The 20,260-nt window shown below is 35.2% G+C and carries 26 protein-coding genes, 3 tRNA genes and 1 pseudogene; 7 read left to right on the top strand and 23 right to left on the bottom strand.

Going from position 1 to position 20,260, the window contains the following annotated elements:
* Window positions 1–137: 137 nt before the first annotated feature.
* Window positions 138–1,541, top strand: coding sequence for an ISNCY family transposase (locus K7I92_RS05315; RefSeq protein ID WP_220282335.1), 1,404 nt, complete (start codon window positions 138–140; stop codon window positions 1,539–1,541).
* A gap of 114 nt (window positions 1,542–1,655) precedes the next feature.
* Here K7I92_RS05315 and K7I92_RS05320 read toward each other — a convergent pair whose 3' ends face one another.
* The 10 genes from K7I92_RS05320 to K7I92_RS05365 all read right to left on the bottom strand — a co-directional run bounded on the left by K7I92_RS05320 (window position 1,656) and on the right by K7I92_RS05365 (window position 6,685).
* Window positions 1,656–2,273 (bottom strand): recombinase family protein, encoded by a 618-nt coding sequence (locus K7I92_RS05320; RefSeq protein WP_220282336.1) that lies wholly within the window; start codon window positions 2,271–2,273, stop codon window positions 1,656–1,658.
* Between the two features lie 154 nt (window positions 2,274–2,427).
* The gene (locus K7I92_RS05325) at window positions 2,428–3,855 is read right to left on the bottom strand and encodes a helix-turn-helix domain-containing protein (protein ID WP_220282337.1); all 1,428 of its coding nucleotides are present in this window, start codon (window positions 3,853–3,855) and stop codon (window positions 2,428–2,430) included.
* 18 nt (window positions 3,856–3,873) lie between these two features.
* A complete protein-coding gene (locus tag K7I92_RS05330) occupies window positions 3,874–4,053 on the bottom strand; it encodes an AbrB/MazE/SpoVT family DNA-binding domain-containing protein (RefSeq protein ID WP_203244641.1) in 180 nt (59 codons plus the stop codon).
* Between the two features lie 173 nt (window positions 4,054–4,226).
* On the bottom strand, window positions 4,227–4,400 hold the full coding sequence (locus K7I92_RS05335) for a hypothetical protein (RefSeq protein WP_220282338.1): 174 nt from the start codon (window positions 4,398–4,400) through the stop codon (window positions 4,227–4,229).
* A gap of 19 nt (window positions 4,401–4,419) precedes the next feature.
* A complete protein-coding gene (locus tag K7I92_RS05340; RefSeq protein ID WP_220282339.1) occupies window positions 4,420–5,070 on the bottom strand; it encodes a hypothetical protein in 651 nt (216 codons plus the stop codon).
* A gap of 36 nt (window positions 5,071–5,106) precedes the next feature.
* Window positions 5,107–5,736 (bottom strand): MATE family efflux transporter, encoded by a 630-nt coding sequence (locus K7I92_RS05345; RefSeq protein ID WP_220282340.1) that lies wholly within the window; start codon window positions 5,734–5,736, stop codon window positions 5,107–5,109.
* Window positions 5,720–6,076: a hypothetical protein gene (locus K7I92_RS05350; RefSeq protein WP_220282403.1), complete on the bottom strand. Its 357-nt coding sequence runs from the start codon at window positions 6,074–6,076 to the stop codon at window positions 5,720–5,722. Before K7I92_RS05350 ends, K7I92_RS05345 begins: the two co-directional genes overlap by 17 nt.
* Window positions 5,991–6,221: a phage antirepressor KilAC domain-containing protein gene (locus K7I92_RS07670; RefSeq protein ID WP_220282341.1), complete on the bottom strand. Its 231-nt coding sequence runs from the start codon at window positions 6,219–6,221 to the stop codon at window positions 5,991–5,993. Before K7I92_RS07670 ends, K7I92_RS05350 begins: the two co-directional genes overlap by 86 nt.
* A complete protein-coding gene (locus K7I92_RS05360) occupies window positions 6,179–6,391 on the bottom strand; it encodes a hypothetical protein (protein WP_220282342.1) in 213 nt (70 codons plus the stop codon). Before K7I92_RS05360 ends, K7I92_RS07670 begins: the two co-directional genes overlap by 43 nt.
* 126 nt (window positions 6,392–6,517) lie before the next feature.
* Window positions 6,518–6,685: a ribbon-helix-helix protein, CopG family gene (locus K7I92_RS05365; protein ID WP_220282343.1), complete on the bottom strand. Its 168-nt coding sequence runs from the start codon at window positions 6,683–6,685 to the stop codon at window positions 6,518–6,520.
* Between the two features lie 135 nt (window positions 6,686–6,820).
* Between K7I92_RS05365 and K7I92_RS05370 the strand changes: the two genes are divergently transcribed.
* Both K7I92_RS05370 and K7I92_RS05375 read left to right on the top strand, forming a co-directional pair.
* Complete coding sequence (locus K7I92_RS05370) at window positions 6,821–7,015, top strand: type II toxin-antitoxin system HicA family toxin (protein ID WP_203244647.1); 195 nt, start codon at window positions 6,821–6,823, stop codon at window positions 7,013–7,015.
* 39 nt (window positions 7,016–7,054) lie between these two features.
* On the top strand, window positions 7,055–7,456 hold the full coding sequence (locus K7I92_RS05375) for a type II toxin-antitoxin system HicB family antitoxin (RefSeq protein ID WP_203244648.1): 402 nt from the start codon (window positions 7,055–7,057) through the stop codon (window positions 7,454–7,456).
* A gap of 87 nt (window positions 7,457–7,543) precedes the next feature.
* Here the strand turns inward: K7I92_RS05375 and K7I92_RS05380 are convergent, their stop codons facing one another.
* The 3 genes from K7I92_RS05380 to K7I92_RS05390 are packed head-to-tail and all read right to left on the bottom strand — an operon-like array spanning window position 7,544 to window position 8,501.
* Complete coding sequence (locus tag K7I92_RS05380; RefSeq protein ID WP_220282344.1) at window positions 7,544–7,711, bottom strand: hypothetical protein; 168 nt, start codon at window positions 7,709–7,711, stop codon at window positions 7,544–7,546.
* A gap of 49 nt (window positions 7,712–7,760) precedes the next feature.
* The gene (locus tag K7I92_RS05385) at window positions 7,761–8,264 is read right to left on the bottom strand and encodes a BRO family protein (RefSeq protein ID WP_220282345.1); all 504 of its coding nucleotides are present in this window, start codon (window positions 8,262–8,264) and stop codon (window positions 7,761–7,763) included.
* 12 nt (window positions 8,265–8,276) lie between these two features.
* Entirely contained in the window at window positions 8,277–8,501 is a 225-nt protein-coding gene (locus tag K7I92_RS05390; RefSeq protein WP_220282346.1) for a helix-turn-helix transcriptional regulator, read from the bottom strand.
* 374 nt (window positions 8,502–8,875) lie between these two features.
* Between K7I92_RS05390 and K7I92_RS05395 the strand changes: the two genes are divergently transcribed.
* The 4 genes and pseudogenes from K7I92_RS05395 (at window position 8,876) to K7I92_RS07510 (ending at window position 11,646) form a co-directional block, all read left to right on the top strand.
* Entirely contained in the window at window positions 8,876–9,541 is a 666-nt protein-coding gene (locus tag K7I92_RS05395) for a LexA family transcriptional regulator (protein ID WP_220282347.1), read from the top strand.
* A gap of 28 nt (window positions 9,542–9,569) precedes the next feature.
* Complete coding sequence (locus K7I92_RS05400; RefSeq protein ID WP_220282348.1) at window positions 9,570–10,415, top strand: type II toxin-antitoxin system PemK/MazF family toxin; 846 nt, start codon at window positions 9,570–9,572, stop codon at window positions 10,413–10,415.
* A 265-nt stretch (window positions 10,416–10,680) separates the two neighbouring features.
* Window positions 10,681–10,749 (top strand): annotated as a pseudogene (locus K7I92_RS07505) (Arm DNA-binding domain-containing protein); the annotation flags it as partial.
* 165 nt (window positions 10,750–10,914) lie between these two features.
* On the top strand, window positions 10,915–11,646 hold the full coding sequence (locus K7I92_RS07510) for a site-specific integrase (RefSeq protein ID WP_370627449.1): 732 nt from the start codon (window positions 10,915–10,917) through the stop codon (window positions 11,644–11,646).
* Window positions 11,647–11,710: 64 nt separating this feature from the next.
* On the opposite strand, the gene K7I92_RS05410 is transcribed toward K7I92_RS07510, so the two are convergent.
* From K7I92_RS05410 to cdaA, 10 genes are all read right to left on the bottom strand, one after another.
* Window positions 11,711–11,781, bottom strand: a tRNA-Gly gene (locus K7I92_RS05410).
* A gap of 2 nt (window positions 11,782–11,783) precedes the next feature.
* Window positions 11,784–11,860: transfer RNA gene (locus K7I92_RS05415), tRNA-Asp, on the bottom strand.
* A gap of 5 nt (window positions 11,861–11,865) precedes the next feature.
* Window positions 11,866–11,956 (bottom strand) — tRNA-Ser (locus K7I92_RS05420).
* A 95-nt stretch (window positions 11,957–12,051) separates the two neighbouring features.
* Window positions 12,052–13,626 carry a UDP-N-acetylmuramoyl-tripeptide--D-alanyl-D-alanine ligase gene (gene murF / locus K7I92_RS05425; RefSeq protein WP_203244655.1) on the bottom strand — a complete coding sequence of 525 codons (1,575 nt, stop codon included), beginning with the start codon at window positions 13,624–13,626 and terminating at the stop codon, window positions 12,052–12,054.
* Complete coding sequence (locus K7I92_RS05430; RefSeq protein WP_203244656.1) at window positions 13,623–14,387, bottom strand: alpha/beta fold hydrolase; 765 nt, start codon at window positions 14,385–14,387, stop codon at window positions 13,623–13,625. The genes murF and K7I92_RS05430 overlap by 4 nt, the downstream gene beginning before the upstream one ends.
* 7 nt (window positions 14,388–14,394) lie before the next feature.
* Window positions 14,395–15,645 carry a sensor histidine kinase KdpD gene (locus K7I92_RS05435; RefSeq protein WP_220282350.1) on the bottom strand — a complete coding sequence of 417 codons (1,251 nt, stop codon included), beginning with the start codon at window positions 15,643–15,645 and terminating at the stop codon, window positions 14,395–14,397.
* Complete coding sequence (locus K7I92_RS05440) at window positions 15,642–16,298, bottom strand: response regulator transcription factor (protein WP_203244658.1); 657 nt, start codon at window positions 16,296–16,298, stop codon at window positions 15,642–15,644. Before K7I92_RS05440 ends, K7I92_RS05435 begins: the two co-directional genes overlap by 4 nt.
* A gap of 175 nt (window positions 16,299–16,473) precedes the next feature.
* A complete protein-coding gene (gene glmM, locus K7I92_RS05445) occupies window positions 16,474–17,799 on the bottom strand; it encodes a phosphoglucosamine mutase (protein WP_220282351.1) in 1,326 nt (441 codons plus the stop codon).
* Between the two features lie 20 nt (window positions 17,800–17,819).
* Window positions 17,820–19,172 (bottom strand): YbbR-like domain-containing protein, encoded by a 1,353-nt coding sequence (locus tag K7I92_RS05450; RefSeq protein WP_203244660.1) that lies wholly within the window; start codon window positions 19,170–19,172, stop codon window positions 17,820–17,822.
* The gene (gene cdaA, locus K7I92_RS05455) at window positions 19,165–20,253 is read right to left on the bottom strand and encodes a diadenylate cyclase CdaA (RefSeq protein WP_220282352.1); all 1,089 of its coding nucleotides are present in this window, start codon (window positions 20,251–20,253) and stop codon (window positions 19,165–19,167) included. Before cdaA ends, K7I92_RS05450 begins: the two co-directional genes overlap by 8 nt.
* Window positions 20,254–20,260: the final 7 nt, after the last annotated feature.

Raw genomic sequence — 20,260 nt, forward strand, 5'->3', positions numbered from 1 at the left:
GAAATTTTTATGAATGTTCAGTGATAATGTCTTAATAGATGTTCAGTGATAATGTCCCGATTATTGATTAAAGATAGTGAGGCATTGTTTTACATCTCTTTCTCCATTTTATTATTTTCCAGTCATTGGAGGAACAAATGAAGAGGATACGATTATCTATGAAAGAACAAGAAAAATATTTAACAATCAAAGATTTAATTGACCATCACGGCAATAAGAAACGAGCGGCTTTAAAACTTGGTGTTTCTATTCGTACAATCAATCGTTTAATTATTGTCTATCGGAATAAAGGAAAAGCCGGTTTCGTTCACGGAAACAGAAACCGACCATCTGCTCATTGCCTCACACAAGAATTAAGCTCTCACATCATACATCTTTATCAATCGATTTATCAAGATGCGGGCTTTAATTTTTCTCATTTTACCCAATTCTTAAGTGAAAAACATGATATCCATGTCAGTCTTTCTTCGGTTAGAAGAATTTTAAATGAAGTAGGTATCTTCTCCCCTAATGAACACCGCTGTTCAAAAAAGAAAAGAAGTATCATGTCTTTAAAACAAACGAAACCGACTCTCACGGATACGGAACTAAATGTGGCTGTCAATCATGAATTAAGTTTACAACCAGCTCATCCAAGAAAAGCTCGATGTAAGAATTTTGGGGAAGAAATACAAATGGATGGCTCTATTCATAATTGGTTTGGTGAAAATAAGGCAACGCTACATTTAGCGATTGATAATGCCACAGGCGTGATTGTAGGTGCTTATTTTGACAAGCAAGAAACACTTCACGGCTATTATCACTGTTTTCACCAAATCCTTTCTAACTATGGCATACCCTATCAATTTCTTACCGATAGACGAACTGTTTTTGAGTATGAAAGACGCACGAATAAATCGGCTGAAAATGATGTCTTAACGCAATTCGGTTATGCCTGTAACACTCTTGGCGTTACCATTGAAACTTCCGGTGTTAGCCAATACAAGGGGCAAATAGAAAGAGCGAATAGAACCTTTCAAGACCGCTTAGTTAGTGAGTTAAAAATGGAGAATATAACAACCATAGAAAAAGCCGACCAATATCTTATTGAAACCTTCGTACCTAATTTTAATAGGCGTTTTGCTCAAGATTATACGAAATACCCTTCGGTAATAGAAAGTAGTCCCGGCGAAGAGACAATCAATCTAACATTATCAGTTATATGCGAAAGAAAATTCGATAATGGCTCCTGTATAAGCTATAAAAACAAATATTACCAAGCCTATAATCAAAATAATCAATTAATCGCCTTTAAGCCTAAGACAAAAGCCTTAGTCATTAAAACCCTAAACAATACCCTATACGTAACGGTAGATGATTGTGTGTATGCTCTATTTGAATTAGAAAAGAACAAGAAAGTCTCTGCAAATTTTGACACTGATGACACAAAAGAAAAAAAGCCGAAACAGGTACATATACCGCCAATGAGTCATCCTTGGAAAAGAGATTCATTTATTCGTCAGCAACAAAGAGCACATCAACACAAGCAATTTACACGATGATAGTAAGCTTTAAAATAGCGAGAAATCTCTAATCAAGATTCCCCGCTTATATTACAAATTTTTTGGGACATTTTCACTGAACATTGACACTTTTCGTTCCGGTTTTGTGAAATTTTATTCGTTTAAGTTATCGGTTTTTGTAATACTATATTCCTTTAATTTTCTTGAAAATGTTGAATGGCTTATTTTTAGACGTTTTGCCCCTTCTCTAAGGCTGATTTTGTCGTTTTGCCATAATGTTACGATTTTGTAAAAATTATCGGGAAGTTTTTGTTTTGGTCTGCCAAACTTTACTCCCTTTTTCTTGGCTTCCTTTATGCCCTCCATCTGTCTTTGGTGGGTATTTTCTCTTTCTATTTGTGCGACATAAGACAAAACTTGCAAAACGATGTCTGCTAAGAATTTGCCTGTTAGGTTTTCTATCCTCTCTCTTGTGTCGAGTAAGGGAAAATCTAAGACGATGATGTCTGCTTTTTTCTCTTTTGTGATTTTGTTCCACTCCTCTAAGATTTCGTCGTAGTTTCTTCCGAGCCTGTCTATGGACTTGATGTATAGCTCGTCGCCCTCTTTTAGCTTTTTTATGAGCAGTTGATATTTTTTGCGATTAAAATCCTTTCCGCTGGCTTTGTCTACATAGATTTGTTCCATCTCCAAGTTTTCTTTTTTCATGGCAGTAAGCTGTCTGTCTACATTTTGTTCCCTTGTCGATACTCTGACGTATCCATATTTCAATATAATCCCTCCTACAAAATGATTTATATATAATTATTCCATAGGATGGGTGGACTTATCATGAATAAGGGAAAGAGTTAAATATCTTGCAAACAAAAAAGGTGGTTAGATTTTACTCTAATCACCTTTTGATTCTGTGTATTGCAACTTACTTTTACTCATTTAGCTCCCAATGACCACTATTACCACTACCTACATACTTCAGATTATCTATTTCTTTCAAAGCCCTTTGTATTGTTTTTACACTTACCCCGGCACTTTCTGCAATAGCCTGTCTTGTAATTTTATTATTTAATCTTACTTGCATTTTTATAAATTCGATAAGCTCATTTCTGTCGTGAGGGACACTGTGAGGGACATCGTGAGAGACACTGTGAGGGACATTCCCTCCACCAACCTTTTGTGTCGCTATCTTCTTTAGAGGAATAATCGTTCTGAATATATCTCCCTCCTCAAATAGCGGGTTTTGTCCTGAATAAAGCTGTGTGTACTTGTAGGTATTTCGCATTCCTGAACCAAGTTCATCCGCAAGACCTATTTCTCTGAAAACTTTAGAGATAGCAGGATTCTTGGGAAATGGCTCAAACTTCTGTAAATCTAAAGCTCCCATCCCATGAGCCAAGTTGCTGTTTTCAACTGTAATCCTCTCATCGTCAATAATCATCTTTGCAGGGAAGCCACTTGAATAATCTCTATGAGCCAGTGTATTGGAAACTATTTCTCTGAGTATCCTGTCTCTTGCATTGACATTGACAATTCCGTCCAAGACAAATAAATCATTCAAGTGCTTTTGTCCAAATTCTATCAGCCTGTCATAGCTGTCAATCAGATTTGTTATAACAACATCTCTATCATCATATCTATCCTTATTTTCAACCCTGAATATCGCATCCGTTTTGTGCTGCGGAAGAACGGACATAATAGAGTTAACTTTTCCAAATAGCAAAATAGCAGCTAATGTGATTCCTTCACGCTTTGTTTCCGGATTTGTCAGTATCAAATTGGCACTTCTAAGAAGCTCCTCATTACTCATATTTTCCCAAACATGATTTTTATTTCTTGCGACAGCCATTTTCTTGGCTTTATCAATGACAGAAGCATCAAGAAAATCAATATCAAGATTCGGATATACTTTATTTACAAAATAGCTTCCTTGTTTTCTTGCATATAACTTATAGACAAGTTCAGAATGATCTGTGATATTGATGTCCCCTTCATAAGACCTGTCCCAAATTCTTCCGTTATGTCTGCACACCTGATAACCTTCAGGAACTCTTATATAAATAACTTGTTTTCCCTCAATTTCAAAAGTTTCCGGCAGTAAATAAAGTGGTGGATACATCTTTTGTGGATTGTTGATTGCCGTAGTAAATTCCTTAATCACTTTATCGACTTTATCTTCACTAACACCAACGATCTCTCTTTTATCATTTACACCAAGTAAAATATGTCCGCCATTTCTATTATTGAAAGAGCATACCGTATCAAAGACATCTTTAGTTAAAGCATTCTTAGATTCTTTAAATTCGACATCTATCTTTTCTCCGGTTTGGATTAACTTCTTAATTTCATCTATCGTCATCTGCTTATTTCACCACCTTTATTTCTTAATCTTTTCTTCAATAAAAACATTGGAATTTTGAATTTCAACTCTATCTTTATTAACTACAAAAGTAACATAATCCCCATTTTCTAAATTTAAAAGTTCCCTTATCCTTTTCGGAATAGTAACCTGTCCTTTTGCCATAACTTTTGCGGTATCCATAAATATATCTTTCATGCCCGATTCCTTTCGCCCTACTTTTCCTACAAAAGATTATAGCACTTTTAGGATATTTTTTCTACTCTGAGATTAGTGGATCTATACTAATAAAGTAGACATGATATAAAAAAGGAAGTATAGGTTATTTTCCTTTACTTCCTCTTACAGATGAATAAAATTCTTTAGCTATATTAAAGTAATTCCACATCTATATTAAGTATATCAAAAATTTCTTTAATTTTATCGTATTTACCAGTCATAATAGTAGCTTTCTTAAGATTAGGAAATTGCTCTAGTTCCGATAAGCTTACTTCATTCAAATCAAAATAATCATCTTCTCCATCCCAAGCCGGAATAATATTCATATAGATGTCATTTCCACCATCACATATAGATTGTTTCTATATGTGATGCTAAGCTCTTTGGGATGGTCAGCTCTTTGAAAAAATTGATTGCCGGTTCAATTATAGTACAAGTATCCGTGTCAATATCTCCTCTTGTGTACTGTTTGGCAAAATCATATATATCAAATGAAGGCCTTAATAACTTCAAGTCATACATTAGAACTTGAATAATAGCCAACTTGAAATTTATATTTTCAAAATGAAGAATATCTTCCTTATTTTCCTTATTAGGGTCTCTGGAAAATTGGTCGTCTATACCCGTATTTTCCATTACCTTTATAAGATTAGCCACCTCTGATTTTATAGATTTATTCTTGTATATTAAGGTTATAATCAAAGGGAGTCCTATAAGAGGTAAAAATATAAGTCCTCCAATAAGTCCTAATAGTCTATAGCGATTTGTCGTATAAATGCTTTTGGAAACACTATTAATAAAATTTGCTTCAAGGGTGAAAATTTCACCCTTAGTTAGGATAAATAATAAAATACACTCCACTACTAATAATAAGAAAAATAGAATAATTGATTTCTTTGCCACCTTATTACATATATCAATTTTTGTGTCCATACAGATATCTTGACTGTTAGGTATATTAAAAAACCATTTTTTAGCACGTTCTTCTTTAGTCATAATTTATTCTCCTATAATGTATTATTGTATATTTGATTAAAGGTCTTCAAAGAGTCTTTGCCTTTTGCTTAAACTATGTATATCTATATACAAGAATATCAATGCTACAGCACCAGACATTGTATCACTCAGGGCGTTTGAAAGGTATACTCCATTTATGCCCATTATTTTTGGTACCATATACAAGAGGGGTATCAGGATACCTCCATACCTCAGTATATACAATAAAGATGATATTTTAGGTCTTCTTATAGACTGAAAGTAGGTTGTCGCAATAGAATGGATGCCCACAAAAGTTATACCAAGAAGGTATATCCTTATATTATGACCCGTTATCTCAAGTAGTCTGGTATCAGAAGTATAGGGGCATACAAAAAGCTTTGGATAAAACTCTATAAATATTAAAAATAGTGAACTTATAGCCACCATTACACCACTTGTGAGTTTTGCTGTTTCTACAATCCTGTGGTACTTGTTAGCACCAAAATTATATCCTATGAGTCGGGAATTTGCCGGTTTTTCATTCTTTTCGACATTACACGATTCTTCCAAATAGACTTCATCAGCAATTTGTAAAAGTTCATCATCCTCATATTCCCTATTTTCAATTGAAATCCCAATATCATAGAGTAACTGTTTTTCAGATTGTTCAAGTTTTACTTTCATAATCTTTCCTCTTCATTAATTTTTCTACAAGTTTCGTATGTGTCTTATGAACGGTAGTTATTGTACCATTATCTGGATTTAAATATACTGTAGCATTTTTACTAATAATTTGAAATGATGATTTGCCATTTTTATTAACTTTAACATCACCAATTTTTAAACTATGTTTGATTGCATCTGTAATATCAAATGGATTCATTTTCCGATTATATGCTTGGTCGTAAAAGTGTCTACTTATTTTTTTGATTTCAGTATCATTTACCCTTGCACCTACGATCTTTCTTAATTCTCGACTGACCTTTTCCTGTAACCCTTGTGGTTCGAGTGACTTTTGGAGCATGCCCGCTTCTTTGAATTGTTCTTTCCACTACTTCAAATAGCTTTAAATCCATACTCTTTTGAGTGGGCTCACATGAATGCTTGAAGATATAGCCTTTTTCTCTTAGCCATTCATCAAACACGCTACACGCTGTATATTCGTCCACTGATAGCTTCCGGCTAATTCTTGTACTTTCTTCTCATATTCATATTGAACGGCTTTCAGTGCCTTCCTAACGGGGTTTATCTGCTCTTTCTCCGATTTCCCCATCTCTTGTATGAGTTCTGCTTTGATTTGTTTTTTAAGTTCTTCAAATTGTTCTTTTGTTAGCTCCATATAAAAAGCTCCTTTCTTTTTTCGTTCTTTGAAAACACAAGGAGCATAGTGTATAATCTCTATGCACCCTTGCGGTGTGATGTTTGGGTGGTCGATACGTCCGTCAAAACTTAGCGACTACCCTTTTTATTTAGCTTTTTCGATCCAATGTCTTATCAATCCGGCTTTGGTTAAGCCTTTTTGATTTGCTAAATATTCTAATTTTTCTAGGCTTTTTTCGTCTAATCTAATTTCTAAACGTTTAGACTTATAGCCCGATTCATTAGGTTTAAATCTCATCTTTTTTGCGGACATTTTCCTCCTTTCCCTTAACTTCAATACTTTTGTATTGTGCTAAGTCAATACCTTTTTAGAAATAAATAATTTATTTTCCTATTGCAATACGTAATAATACGTAATATAATATAGACGTGGTAAGGAAGTAACCATATGCCAATGACGTCTAAGGAAATGGTTAAACTTCTTCTAAAGAATGGATTTATAGAAATTAAATGTGGGAATGGTTCTCACCGCAAATTTCAAAATCCTGTTTCTAAGAAAACAATAACCGTTCCTTATCACAGTAAAGATTTAGGGAAAGGGCTTGAGCAAGCAATTCTCAAGCAAGCAGGGCTTAAAAAATAGCCCTGTCCCTATTTCATTTAACTTTAGGAGGTATACACCATGTTAAACGTTTCTTATCCTGCTGTTTTCCATCATGAAAATTCTAGCTATTGGGTTGAATTTCCCGATTTACCAGGTTGTTTTACTCAAGGTTCTACTTTAGAAGAGGCTTATTCCTTCGCTAAAGATGCTTTAGGCACTTACCTTGATACCTCTGAAGATATTTATACTCAAGATTTCAAACAACCTAGTTCATTTGAAGATATTGCCAAAGAATATCCAAGTGAAACTGTTATGCTCGTTGATTTTGACTCCATTGTTTATGCAAAGCACACTAAGTCACGTCCTGTTAAGAAAACACTTTCTATCCCGGAATGGCTAAATAATGAAGCAAATAAGCATGGCATTAACTTTTCACAAGTACTCCAGGATGCCTTAAAAGAAAAACTAAATCTTCAATAATTTAATACCTAAGCACCTCTTATTTCATTGTCAAAGAACTGTTTTTTGTTAAAATTTGTATGATGTTTTAAACACATCACTTGTTTTTTAAACTTTAACTTCAATATTTATTTCCTTATATTTTGCGGCTAATTCATCAATAATCGAATTAGCCTTTTCTAATGCTTTGTTTAATTCATTGATTTTTTCTTCCAATTCTTCTATTTCTCTAAATTTGACTTGGAAATGCATAGTGTGGTGTGTGGTACTTTGCATAGTAATTCCTTTCTCCTTTCTATTCAGTTAGTGCCCACCAAATAAATCCCTAAATTGGAAAAGTGATGGTGAGTGTTACTATTAAAAATTCATAGATGTTTTTAAGTGATTGTTTCATATGCTCTCCTTTCTGTGTTCTCCTTTTTCCGCTATATACTGATGGCGGAGCGGAAAGGAGGTGAATAATAATGGCTAAAAATAGTAAAACTACTTCTGCTAAAGTTGCTTCAAAGGCATCTAGTATTCTTCGTGACGGAAGAACAAGTGCAAAATCAAAATCTGTTGCCTCTTCTTTTCTTGACTTAAATACAAGCTGGTAAATACCAAATTCTGGAATTACATTTGTTTCTACTGTCTGGGTAATTGGTGTTCCATCTCCTTTTGTTCCTGTAACTACCCCTACCTTACTTTTAGTAACCCCGTCTACCGTCGATAAAGCTCTAGTAATTTGTTTCAATCCAAGTGCTTTACAAATGTCTACTGCTACCGCATACCATTCACCGCTTACCTCAACAAACCTTATTTGATGACCATTCCATACCTCTGTTTTCATTGTTAATCCTTTCTAAATAGTGTCGTTTAAGACACTATTATTGAAAAAAACAAGGATGATTTGAGAATCACTTAAATTTAAGATAGATGATATATTCTTGATTTCATCCTGTTTAAATTGGGTTACGCCATTCATTTTTCTTGTGAACGCTGTTAATGAAATACCTAACTTATTTGAAATATCTGAATAGGTATATCCCTTTGCCACTAATAATCCTTTTAACTCTTGAGTATTCATTTAATCCTCCTTTCTGCATAAGTAAAATAGCAATAATGTGTTTGTAAGCAAAATAATTATTTCAAACATATGTGTTATAATGGAAACAACCATTAAGGAAAGAAGTTTTCACTTCTTCCCTCTGCTCTTTTTAAGAGCAATGGTTAATGTTACGATTGAGCTTATTAGCGTTAGCAAGGCGGTTATAAGTTCAATCGTTTCTTTTATTATTTCCATCTTTCCTCCTTTCGTGTCTTTTAGGACACTATTATAATAACAAGCTTTTCTATCTTTGTAAAGCCTTTTAAGACACTTTTTTAATATTTTTCAATGGTTTAATTGTCTTTTTTGCTACTAGTTAATATAATTTAATCATTGATGGAGGGAATGCTTTTATGGATAGCATGTTAAAGAAAAGACGAACGGAATTGGGGCTAACTTTAGAGGAAGTTGGAGATTATTGTGGAGTTGGAAAATCGACAGTTAGAAAATGGGAAGTTGGCATTATAAAAAATATGAAAAGGAATCAGATTTCAAAATTATCTGAAATTCTTCAATTATCACCTCTTGATTTAATAAATTATAATTCAGAAGATTATCTCACCGAAATACCAATGTCTAATATTGTTTTTGATGATTACTTCCCTCTCCGCTATTATTCGGGACTTTCTGCCGGTAGCTTTGAGGAGCTTCTGGAAGCTGAACCGGATAGCGTAGTTTATGTTCCTATCATCTTTCAAAGCAAAAAGAAAAGGCTTCATGCCTTTAAGGTAAATGATACATCCATGAACAATGTTATCCCGGATGGCTCTATTGTGGTCATAGAAGACACGCACAACAACACTATGCGATATTCCGACGGAACAATCATTATCGCCTTCATGGACGGCACAGCGACCGTTAAACGTTTATATTCAAGTGGAAATCAAATAATGCTCATGCCGGATAGCTCTGATAAAAGCCATATGCCCATCCTTATTACTCAAGAACAGCAATTAATTATTATCGGAAAAGTCATCTGGCACATGAACCCGGAAGATATAGCGGATAAGTGTTACTAAAAAACAAAGGAGAAAGGAGTGAACAGATATGAATAGACGAGTTCAACTCTTTCACGGAAACATATATATCTATAACGAGGCAGACATCGGTATGTATCTGTGTGACACGAACTTAAAAAATAGAGTATGTTTTGTTCCGCTTGACGAGGATGACGGAAAGTCAAACACAATCAAAATTAACACATTGCGAAAGGTTGTATTTTTGGATGATTTTGAAGAGATTGACCGTTCCGCAATTAAAGAACCATTAAAATTACACGGAGCGAATGTGCAAGTCCCTTATACACAATATCTGCTAATATCCGAGTATGTTCTGACAAAGTTGTTTCACAAAACAGCGGACACGTATAACAAGCTGTCGCACTTACGTTTCAATAGTATTGAGAAAGAGAATTACATACTAACCGAAGATTACTATAAGTATCTATCTTGGTTTGACTTTAAGACAAAATTGCAATTTCAAATAAACTTAAAAAAACAACCAAGTATCATGGTACGTGGTGTATATTGGGCGGAACTAGGGCGGAACCTAGGTTCAGAGTTGGAAAAGTTACGACCTGTTTTGGTATTGAGAAAGAATGTATCAACCTCTAACCCAAACCTATCGAGCTACACAGTTATACCGTTTACCTCGCAGGATTCCGCAAACAAATATTGGTCTAACTATCGGATAAAAGTTGATGGCAAGAATAACTACATTAAAATCAATGACATGCAACGGACAAGTATCAAGCGAATTAAAGGCTCTTTTATCAAAAGGGACGGTACGCCTTTGTTTATCAACGAATATCAAATGCACAAAGTTAAAAGTCTTATACATAGATATTATGTCAAAGGCGAGAAAACGCAGAAAAGCGCCACCAATAAACAGTAGCGCCTTTCTGAAGTCCTCCAAATATACCACCTAATGTGGATTAACGAAGTTACGTATATTTTATAACACAGATGTTTAGAAAATTCAACACACAAGCAACCAACTTGATTAACACGTAACGAAAAACAGCCATCCATAGATGACAGGTAAAAAGCGTTAATAGATAATTAGAAAGGCGGTTTTTGATGATTAGATATGATGAAAAAAGAAAAACTCATTATGTTCAAATAGAAACTAAAGACCCCGTTTCAGGAAAAAGAAAGACCAGAAAAAACGTGGGTTTGCTTTGAAGCGTGAAGCAAAACAGTATGAAACAGAACTAATAAATAATGTAGCCAATAACAAGTCCACTGATTATACTTTTGGAAAAATGGTGGATTTATACATCGAATCAATAGAGGGTTTGCAATCCACTAAGGATACAAAAAGAAAGGTATATATAAATCATTGTAAAAAATTCTATGATACCCCCATTTCAAAAATCACAAAAGCTAGCTTAATGGAATGGGCAAATAACCTAAAATCTAGTTCACTGTCCAGATTAACAATAAATAGAATTATAGGTTCTGTTTGTTCTGTATTTGGATATGCCGATAAAATATATGACATTAAAGATATATCCAGCATAATGACACTAAAAAAGAAAACTTCTAACGACATAAAAGAAATGGAAACTTGGACGATACAAGAATTTGAACAATTTGAAAATGCGATTGATAATCCTTTGTATCGCGCTTTTTTCCATACTTTATTTTGGACAGGTGCACGTCGTGGAGAGATATTAGCCTTGCAGTGCGATGATTTTAGAAAGAATGAGTTAGACATCAATAAAAGCATAAAACACTTCAAAAACGGCTTTATTCCGTTAAAGAATGCTAATTCAAAGAGAACTATAAAGATAGATACTAATACAATAGATATTTTGAAAGAGCTAAAAGGCAAATATAAGAAAGGCTTTTTATTTGGCGGTAATAGTTCTTTATCTATAACAGTAGTACAAAAGCAGTTTAAGAAAGCTATTAAAAAGTCAGGTGTAAAAGAAATAAGATTGCATGATTTAAGGCATAGCCACGCTACTATTTTAATCAATAATGGGGTAAATATTGTAGCAGTATCCAAACGACTAGGACATTCCGACATTAACACAACCCTAAGGGTATATACTCATTTATTACAAAAGACAGATGAAAAGATGATGGAAACAATCAATGAATTAGCAAAAACGAAATAAAAACCCGTCCATAATCCGTCCAATTATTAAAAAAGCCCCATTTTACTGGGGTTTTTTAGTTAAAAGCGAGTGAGCGGGATCGAACCGCCGTATCCACCTTGGCAAGGTGGTGTTCTACCATTGAACTACACTCGCAATGGCGGTTCTGACGAGATTCGAACTCGCGATCTTCTCCGTGACAGGGAGACGAGATAAGCCACTACTCCACAGAACCAATCATGGCGAGGAAAGAGGGATTCGAACCCTCGCGCCGATTTCTCGACCTATGCCCTTAGCAGGGGCACCTCTTCGGCCTCTTGAGTATTTCCTCACGAGCTGCCAAGTGCATACCTGTTTTATTCAGTGCCTTGTAATATTACCATGACAGCTAAATGATTGCAATATATTTTTAAAAAACTTTTCAAATTAACGACTAAAGGCTTCCGGTAAATCATTCTCCAGTAAAATCGTATCATGTTCGTTCGCATGTTCATATACATACGAAAACGCTTCTTTCACTGTTTGATACACATGAATATGTTCAGAATCAAAATTCATTTCTGCTAAACCCTCTTGAATAGCCTTTGTTTGTTTTGGACCAACCAAAATAACCTCATCCACAAAATGCTTCATTTGTTTGCCAAATTCACGATTGTATTCATCTTGCTTCTTACCTAAGTCAATCATACCAGGAGTGATAATATAACGCTTCCCCGGCATCATTGATAATACTTCCAAGGATATCTTCGCACCAATCGGATTTGCATTAAAGGCATCATCAATAAACCGATAGCCATTCATCTTTTTTAATTCTAAGCGATGCTCCACTTGTTCCATATTAGCCACTGCTCTTTGCAAGGATTTCCAAGAAACACCTAAATGGCGAGACACCACAATACCACTTAAGATATTCATGATATTCAACTCACCTAATAGCTTTGTATGAAACCGAACTTCTTCTTGTGCATGAATGACAGTGAAATAGGATCCCGTTGCCGTATAATTGATTTTTACAGCACGATAATCCGCATCCTTCGATTGAATACCGAAACTAATTAAAGGAACCTTATTCTTCACTTTATATTGACGAATATAAGGATTATCTAAATTAATAACCCCTAAGCCATTTTCTTTTGGTAAACATTCTATCATCTGCATTTTTTCAGCAATGATATTTTCTAAAGAACCAAAGGTCAATAAATGCTGGGGACCAATTGAAGTCACAACCCCAATTTGTGGTTGAACGTATTTCATCAAACGCTTAATTTCTCCCCTATGGTCGGCACCCATTTCGCAAATGAAAACCTGATGAATTGGTTTTAAATAATGACGAATGGTCATCGTAATACCCATTGGTGTGTTATAGGAAGCCGGCGTCATTAAAGCATTGTATTCTTCCCGAACGATGGAATGAATAATGTTTTTTGTACTGGTTTTACCATAACTACCTGTAATTCCAATTTTAATTAAATCTGTTTGAGCGTATAAGCGCTTTTTGCCTAAATGAATATAATACTGTTGAATTGCCTTTTCAAATGGATAAGTCAACCAACCCACCAGGTACATATAAAGCCAAGGACTTAAAGTCAAACAAAGCAACCATAAAAAATCCAAACGGAAATAAATAAAACTAAAGATGGTTAGCCCTACCAACAGAAAAGAAATGAACAGTTGCCTTTTCACTCTTGATGTCAATACCAAAGGCTTGATAGTGATATGAAATTGATTTTGGAAACGATACATAACTGACAACAAAAGACTCATCCCTATCATTCCTGGCCACTTTACAGCTGTAACCGGTATGAAAGACCATATGATAGACAAAAAGACAAGTCCAAAAGGAAAGTATAATTCATGATAAATCTCAGATATATGATCTTTCATCCAATGGTAAAAGCGGCCTATCTCATAGCGATTTTGTTGGAACATGTGTAATACATATAAAAATTCCACATAAAAACCAAGAAAGAATAAAACAGCTTCTATACATCTCCAAATCATTCTGTTTTCCCTCCTAAAAATGCCCACAATACTTGATTAAATCGATTAGCTTCATTCCAATACGCAAAATGGTCTTGTTTATCAAACACGACTAAAGTCGCATTCGTCATTTCCTTTTCCATTTTTTCTCCCATCCATAAAGGGGCGGCCGTATCAAATTCACCCCAAACCAATAAAGTTTCACAATTAACTTTATTCAATAAGGGTGATAAATCTTCGTTGACTACTTTCACTAATGTTGGACGCATAATACCTTTCGCCGCTCGATAATCAGCTGAACCACGGGAATTTTGATAGCGCTCCAATTTGTCCCATTGATTAGATTTGGTCAAATACCACTTCCCTAGTTTATACATACAAGTGCGAAGCCTAACCTTCCAGCTAACCTTCGGGCGAATACCGGCCGCTCCTGTCAAAACCATTTTTTCGACTCTCTCCGGGTAATCACCTGCCAAACGAATCGCAACACGACCACCAAAAGAGTGAGCAACGAAAATAGCTTTCCGTACCCCAAGTTTATCCAATAATTCCAATAACCAATTTTCATAGTCTTGAGTTGACCAAGCTACCTTTGGTGCCTCACTTTGCGCAAAACCAGGGAAATCAAAAGAAATTACACGATATTTCCGACAAAATTCTTTACGAATTTCAGCCATCATCTCAATGTTTTGACCCCAACCATGTAATAGAACCATCGCCTCTCCTTGACCTTCATCTATGTAGCGAGCTTGTAAGTTTTGTATCTCAATCATTTTTTCCATACGCTCATTATACCCTAGTTCTAATTTCTTTTCCTTTTATTTCAAAGCCAACCCCATTGGAAGTATTATATGCCCTAGCATGATAGCCATAGCCTTGACTGACGCGATCCACAATTGCTAGACCCAAGCCAAATTGACCATCTTTGCCTTTTACATAAGGATTAAAAAGATCACTTAATTTTTCTTTTGGAATAGTTGGACCATCATTTTCAATTCGTAGTTCATTCTTTCTTAAATAAATACGAATCTCACTTTTCGCATAGCGTAAAGCATTATCCAAAAGATTAGAAATCACATTTCGCCAAGGTTCTTCCTCTCCTTTGAAGCTTACATTTTCACTATCTACAATAAATTCGATATCCGAACGGATGGCTTTTAGAGAAATCACAACACTATCAATTAAAGGTTCCAAATCCGTTATTGCTTCTGTTTCTTTCTCTGCCAAATAACCATATCGATTTAATAATAACAAACTCTTTACTTTCTTTTCCAAACGGTTCGCATGGTCTTGAATAACCGCTACCGATTCTTCTAAGGTTCCATAAGGATATACACCATCTTGAATCGCTTCCGCATAAGATTTAATCGTCGCAATTGGCGTCTTTAAATCATGAGAAATATTTTGAATCATTTCCTCTTTTTCACGTGATTGTTTGGATAAGGTTTCTTCCATTTCCACTAAAGCTTGAGAAATGGCACCTATTTCATCGTGGTGGGTTATTTTTAATGGTGATGGCTCATTCAATTTCACATGGCGAATATACACACGAATGCGATACAAACGATAAATAAGAGAAGATAACCATATCAACATAGCCATCATGAAAAGACCCAATACCAGCATATTGATAATATTGAGAGACTCCCCCACTCGTTTTTCAACATCTGGAATAGCTTCTTTATCAATGTAAATACGATATTCTTGACCATCTATGCGAACTGACTTTTGATGATATTGCTCAGGCTGATAGAGATTCGGCTCATTCTTTGAATACGCTTTCCACATTGTCCCTTCTTTTTCATAGACATAACTACCCCATGGTAAATACAAAGTACTTTGATGGTCTACTTTCGCTTCCTGAATGGCTTCTTCTATTGTCGCAAAGGTTTTTTGCAAATCATGAGATGCACTAAAATGGATGTTGGGCCAAACTAAAGTTGCTAAGCCAATCACTAAAATCAAACTCAATATAAATAAAAGAGAAATAAATTGTTGGGTTAAAGAAAAATACTTTGCCCATAGACGAAAGCGTTTCATCCTAGACGATACCCATAGCCATAGATGGTGTGAATACTTAAATCAGGACACTTTTTACGCAATCTTCTTAAGGTATCATCCACCACTCGATCCGAACCAAAGTAATTATCATCCCAAACTTGCGCTAGGATTTGTTCACGCGAGAACGCAATCCCTTTGTGTTCCACAAATAAAATTAACAATTCAAATTCTTTAGTTGTTAATTCGATTTCTTCATCACCACGCTTAACAATGCGTTTTTCTCCATCAATCTGATAGCCATCCACTTCAATACTCTTACTATCCGGATAAGAGCGTTTCATCACATTCAATACACGTAAAACCAATTCTTTTGGTGAAAAAGGTTTTGTAATATAATCATCACTTCCCTTTTCCAAACCTAAGATACGGTCAAACTCTTGATCACGAGCAGACATAAAAATGACCGGTGTTTTATTATCACGATTACGAATTTCATCCATCAAGTCAAAGCCTGATTTATCTTTCAACATAATATCCAATACCCATAGATGAACCGTATGATTTTCTAGGTATTGATAAGCATGGTCATAATCCAAGAACGAAACAACTTGAAAACCTTCTTTCTCTAAATAACGAGAAACAAGTTCGTTTAAATCTTTTTCATCTTCTACAACAGCGATTATTTTTTTCATACTTCTATTATAAACAAAAAGGATGCTTCATGGTTTGTTTATAAGGTATCTTTCTAATAAAAAACACCGCTTTATTGCGATGTCTCATCTTTAAAATGTTATAAAAACTATTCCATCTATACTAAATAGCTTTCTTTTAAACACTCTTTATCCTTTGGCACAACGATCCAAGTCTTTATATATCTAAAGCTGAAATAATAGCTTCAACCTCTTGTTCACAAATTTCTAAAGTAGCAGCTTCCACCATCACTCGTAATAATGGTTCTGTTCCCGAAGGACGAACTAAAACACGACCATTACCCGCTAAGCGTTTTTCACTTTCTTGAATGGCTTTGCGTAAAGAAGCACTTTCTAAAACCGTTTCCTTATTTTCCACACGCACATTCTTTAGAACTTGTGGATAAATAACCAAACCTTCTTCCAATTCTAATAAAGACTTCTTAGTTTCTTGCATCACATAAAGAACAGCTAAAGCTGTTAATAGACCATCTCCGGTTGTCGCATATTCCTTGAAAATAATATGACCGGATTGTTCCCCACCAACTTGGTAATTATATTTACACATTTCTTCATAAACATATTTATCCCCAACTTGTGTCTTAACCATTTGAATCCCTTCTTTTTCAAAGGCTTTGAGTAAACCAAGGTTTGCCATAACCGTCGTAACAACGGTATTATCCACCAGCTTGGCTTGATCTCTTAAGAACTTGCCAAATAAATACAAAACAAAATCACCATTGACCAAATGACCATTCTTATCCACAATGATTTGTCGGTCGGCATCACCATCAAAAGTTAGACCAATAGCATAGTCACCCTTCTTCATCATTTCTTGCATATCTTCAGGATGTGTCGAACCACAATGGGTATTGATGTTCACACCATTTGGTTCCATATGGATAGCATCTACCTTGGCTCCTAAATCCTCTAAAACTTCTTTAGCCGTATAAGAAGCAGCTCCATTAGCTGTATCAATAGCAATACGCAAGCCTGTTAAATCCAAAGAGAAACGATTGGCAATCCATTTTTTATAATGTTCCAAGCCCTCACTATAGTTGTAGACTTTACCAATTTTTTCATCTGTTGCATATTCAAGTTCGACTTCTCCATCAATGAAAGCTTCAATTTTATCTTCCAAATCAGCTGGAATTTTAATACCTTCCGTTGAGAAAATCTTAATTCCATTATCATAGAAAGGATTATGAGAAGCACTGATCATGGCTCCACAAGCGAAATCCTCATTGTGTGCTATATAACAGGTCACCGGTGTTGGACCATAGCCCAACAAATATACATCACAACCTTGGGATGCAATACCGGCCGCCAAAGCACTTTCCAACATATCACTAGAAAGACGCGTATCCTTTCCAATCACAATCTTACTTTTCTTTTCTTGACTAAAATAATAGCCTAAATAACGACCAACTTGAAAAGCTCGATCCACTGTCAAACCAATATTCGCTTTACCGCGAATTCCATCTGTTCCAAAATACTTACCCATACATGTGTACTCCGTTCTATTTATTTATCACCAATCACATTGAGGTTGTAATTATTCTCTGTTAATTGATAGGTTACTAGCTTATTTTTAGGGGCATCTACCTTTAATGCAAAGTCTTGCAAGCCGGGCTTCGCATTCGCTAAGTCAATATAAACGTAAATATCCTCTGCCTTTTCTTGATTAACATTACTTTCTGTTCCCTTAACAATCACGGTTGTGGTTGTTTTGTGGTTAGCTTGAGTGACTTTATAACCATTGGTATTATTGCGATAATTGATTGGAACATTCTCAATTTTACGAGTGACCATATCTCCTAATTTAATATTCATAGAAACCTGTTCTAATGAAGCTGAACTAACCCCGGCCGGTAATTCCAAAGGACGAAGAAGGGTCGCATCTTCAGTTAGGTTTTCACCATTTACCCCCACTTCAACCTGTTCAATTGTTTTTAAAACTTCTTCACTACCATAAATCGTGACGGTTTCTTGGGCTAATTGAACACTTTCGATGGCTTTATTATTAGGAATATCACCCTTAATTTTAAGTTTAATTGGAACTGTCTTATGATTATTTGTGACTGGCACCTTTACCGAAACGGTTTGGGGAATAATATCGGCTTCCACGGGCTGTCCTTTGCTGTTATAAGCCACCAAATGCGCTTCTTGGCTAAAGGTTTCACTTTTACCTGAAACATCAATAAAAGCCTTCACAAATGCAATAGAATTCAAGGTATCTTGAGAAGCACGCACATTCACTTTGTTTTTGGATAACTCCGGTGTCCCTAGGCTTAACTTAGGATCCATTTTGGATGTATGGATAAATTCATAGGAAACATTAAAGGCTTGCGTTGTTTTTTTCTTAAGTGTCACAACAACTGTGGTTGGATCAACAACCGCATCCAAATTATCTCCATAACCTTCGGTCGTTAATCGAACGGTGTGTTGTCCTTCACTTAAATCACTTAAATTAGCAACCACATTCCCATTCGCTACATTAGTACCACTTAAGCTGGTTGCATCTCCCGATAAAATAACGTTTGCACTGCTTGGTAAACCGGATAATTCAAAATTATCACGATTATAGTTAGCGACCACCTTTACCCCATTCACCGTTCTTGAGGTCTTTAAAGTAGAAGCGTACAGCTTTGATATATCACTTAAATTCACCAGGCTAAACAAAAGAGCAGCCAACAGAAAAGCCACTAATTTAGGGTATTTCTTATTGAACAAAAACTTATCGAAGCCAGAAGAAATAGCCGATAAAACACTCGCCAGCTTTTTTTCGTAGGTATTGGAATGATTGGATAAAGATTTTCTTTTTTCTTTTAAACGAGAAGTTAAAGAAGGGAATCTTGTTTTTTTATCTTTATTCATCTACTTTGCCTCCTTTGTTCTTATCTAATTCTTGAATAGCGTTATCTCTTAAGCGTTCCACTTCTTCTTGACTTAGAGTTGGTTTTATTCTTTCCGGATAACTCGCTTTCGTTTTTTCTTTCTTATGTGGTAACTTCATACCGGCTGACTTAGCCACCCAATCGAGATTATCTTTTTGACTTTGTTCATAGATTTCTTCATGACCATCATGAATTTCAACAACAGTCATCGCACCACTATTATTCACTGTCATCTTAGAGTTAAATGGATTTAATTTTGCTGAAGAGTTATCCTTTGTTACTTGATTGAACACAATTGACTTCAATAATCTTCTTAATTCCGCCGGACTAACGGTTTCAATATTACCTTCTCTTGCAATAGAAATAGAACCTGTTTCTTCTGAGATAACGATGGTAATAGCATCCGTTATTTCACTAATACCAATCGCCGCTCTGTGTCTTGAACCAAAACGGGAAGAAACCACTCGGTTGGTTGGTGGAAAGTAAGCACTGGCACAAACCACTCTATCACCCTGAATAATCACCGCCCCATCGTGTAAAGGTGTACTTGTCACAAAAATGGAGGTTAATAATTCAGCTGATATCTTCGCTTCAAGTTTCGTTCCAGTATTAATGTAATTTTCTAAACTGGCCGATTGACCAAGAGTAATTAAAGCACCCGTTTGATCCTTGCTTAAAAGAGTAGCGGCCGTCACAATGGCTTCAACCACTTCACTTTTATCATCATTAGACATTACCGAAAAACGCGAAAAGAAAGTACTCTTTCCTAATTTTTCTAGTAAAGAGCGAATTTCCGGTTGGAAGATAATGATAATAGCCAAAAATCCCCAGTTGATAAACATATCTGCAATAAATTGAATGGTTTTTAAACCAATAATTTTAGCAATAATATCAATGAAAATCACAAAGAAAATTCCTTTAAAAATCTGCGTGGTTCTGGTGTTGGTTCGAATGACTTTTAAGGAATAATAAATCACAAGCCAAATGATTAAAATATCTAATACAGAGCCAATAATGCGCCATGCGCCCTGAAATGCGTTTGTTAAACTTAAGATAGACAAAAGAGTG

Source organism: Bulleidia sp. zg-1013 (genome assembly GCF_019798045.1).
In the GTDB taxonomy this organism is placed as follows: Bacteria; Bacillota_I; Bacilli_A; order Erysipelotrichales; family Erysipelotrichaceae; genus Bulleidia.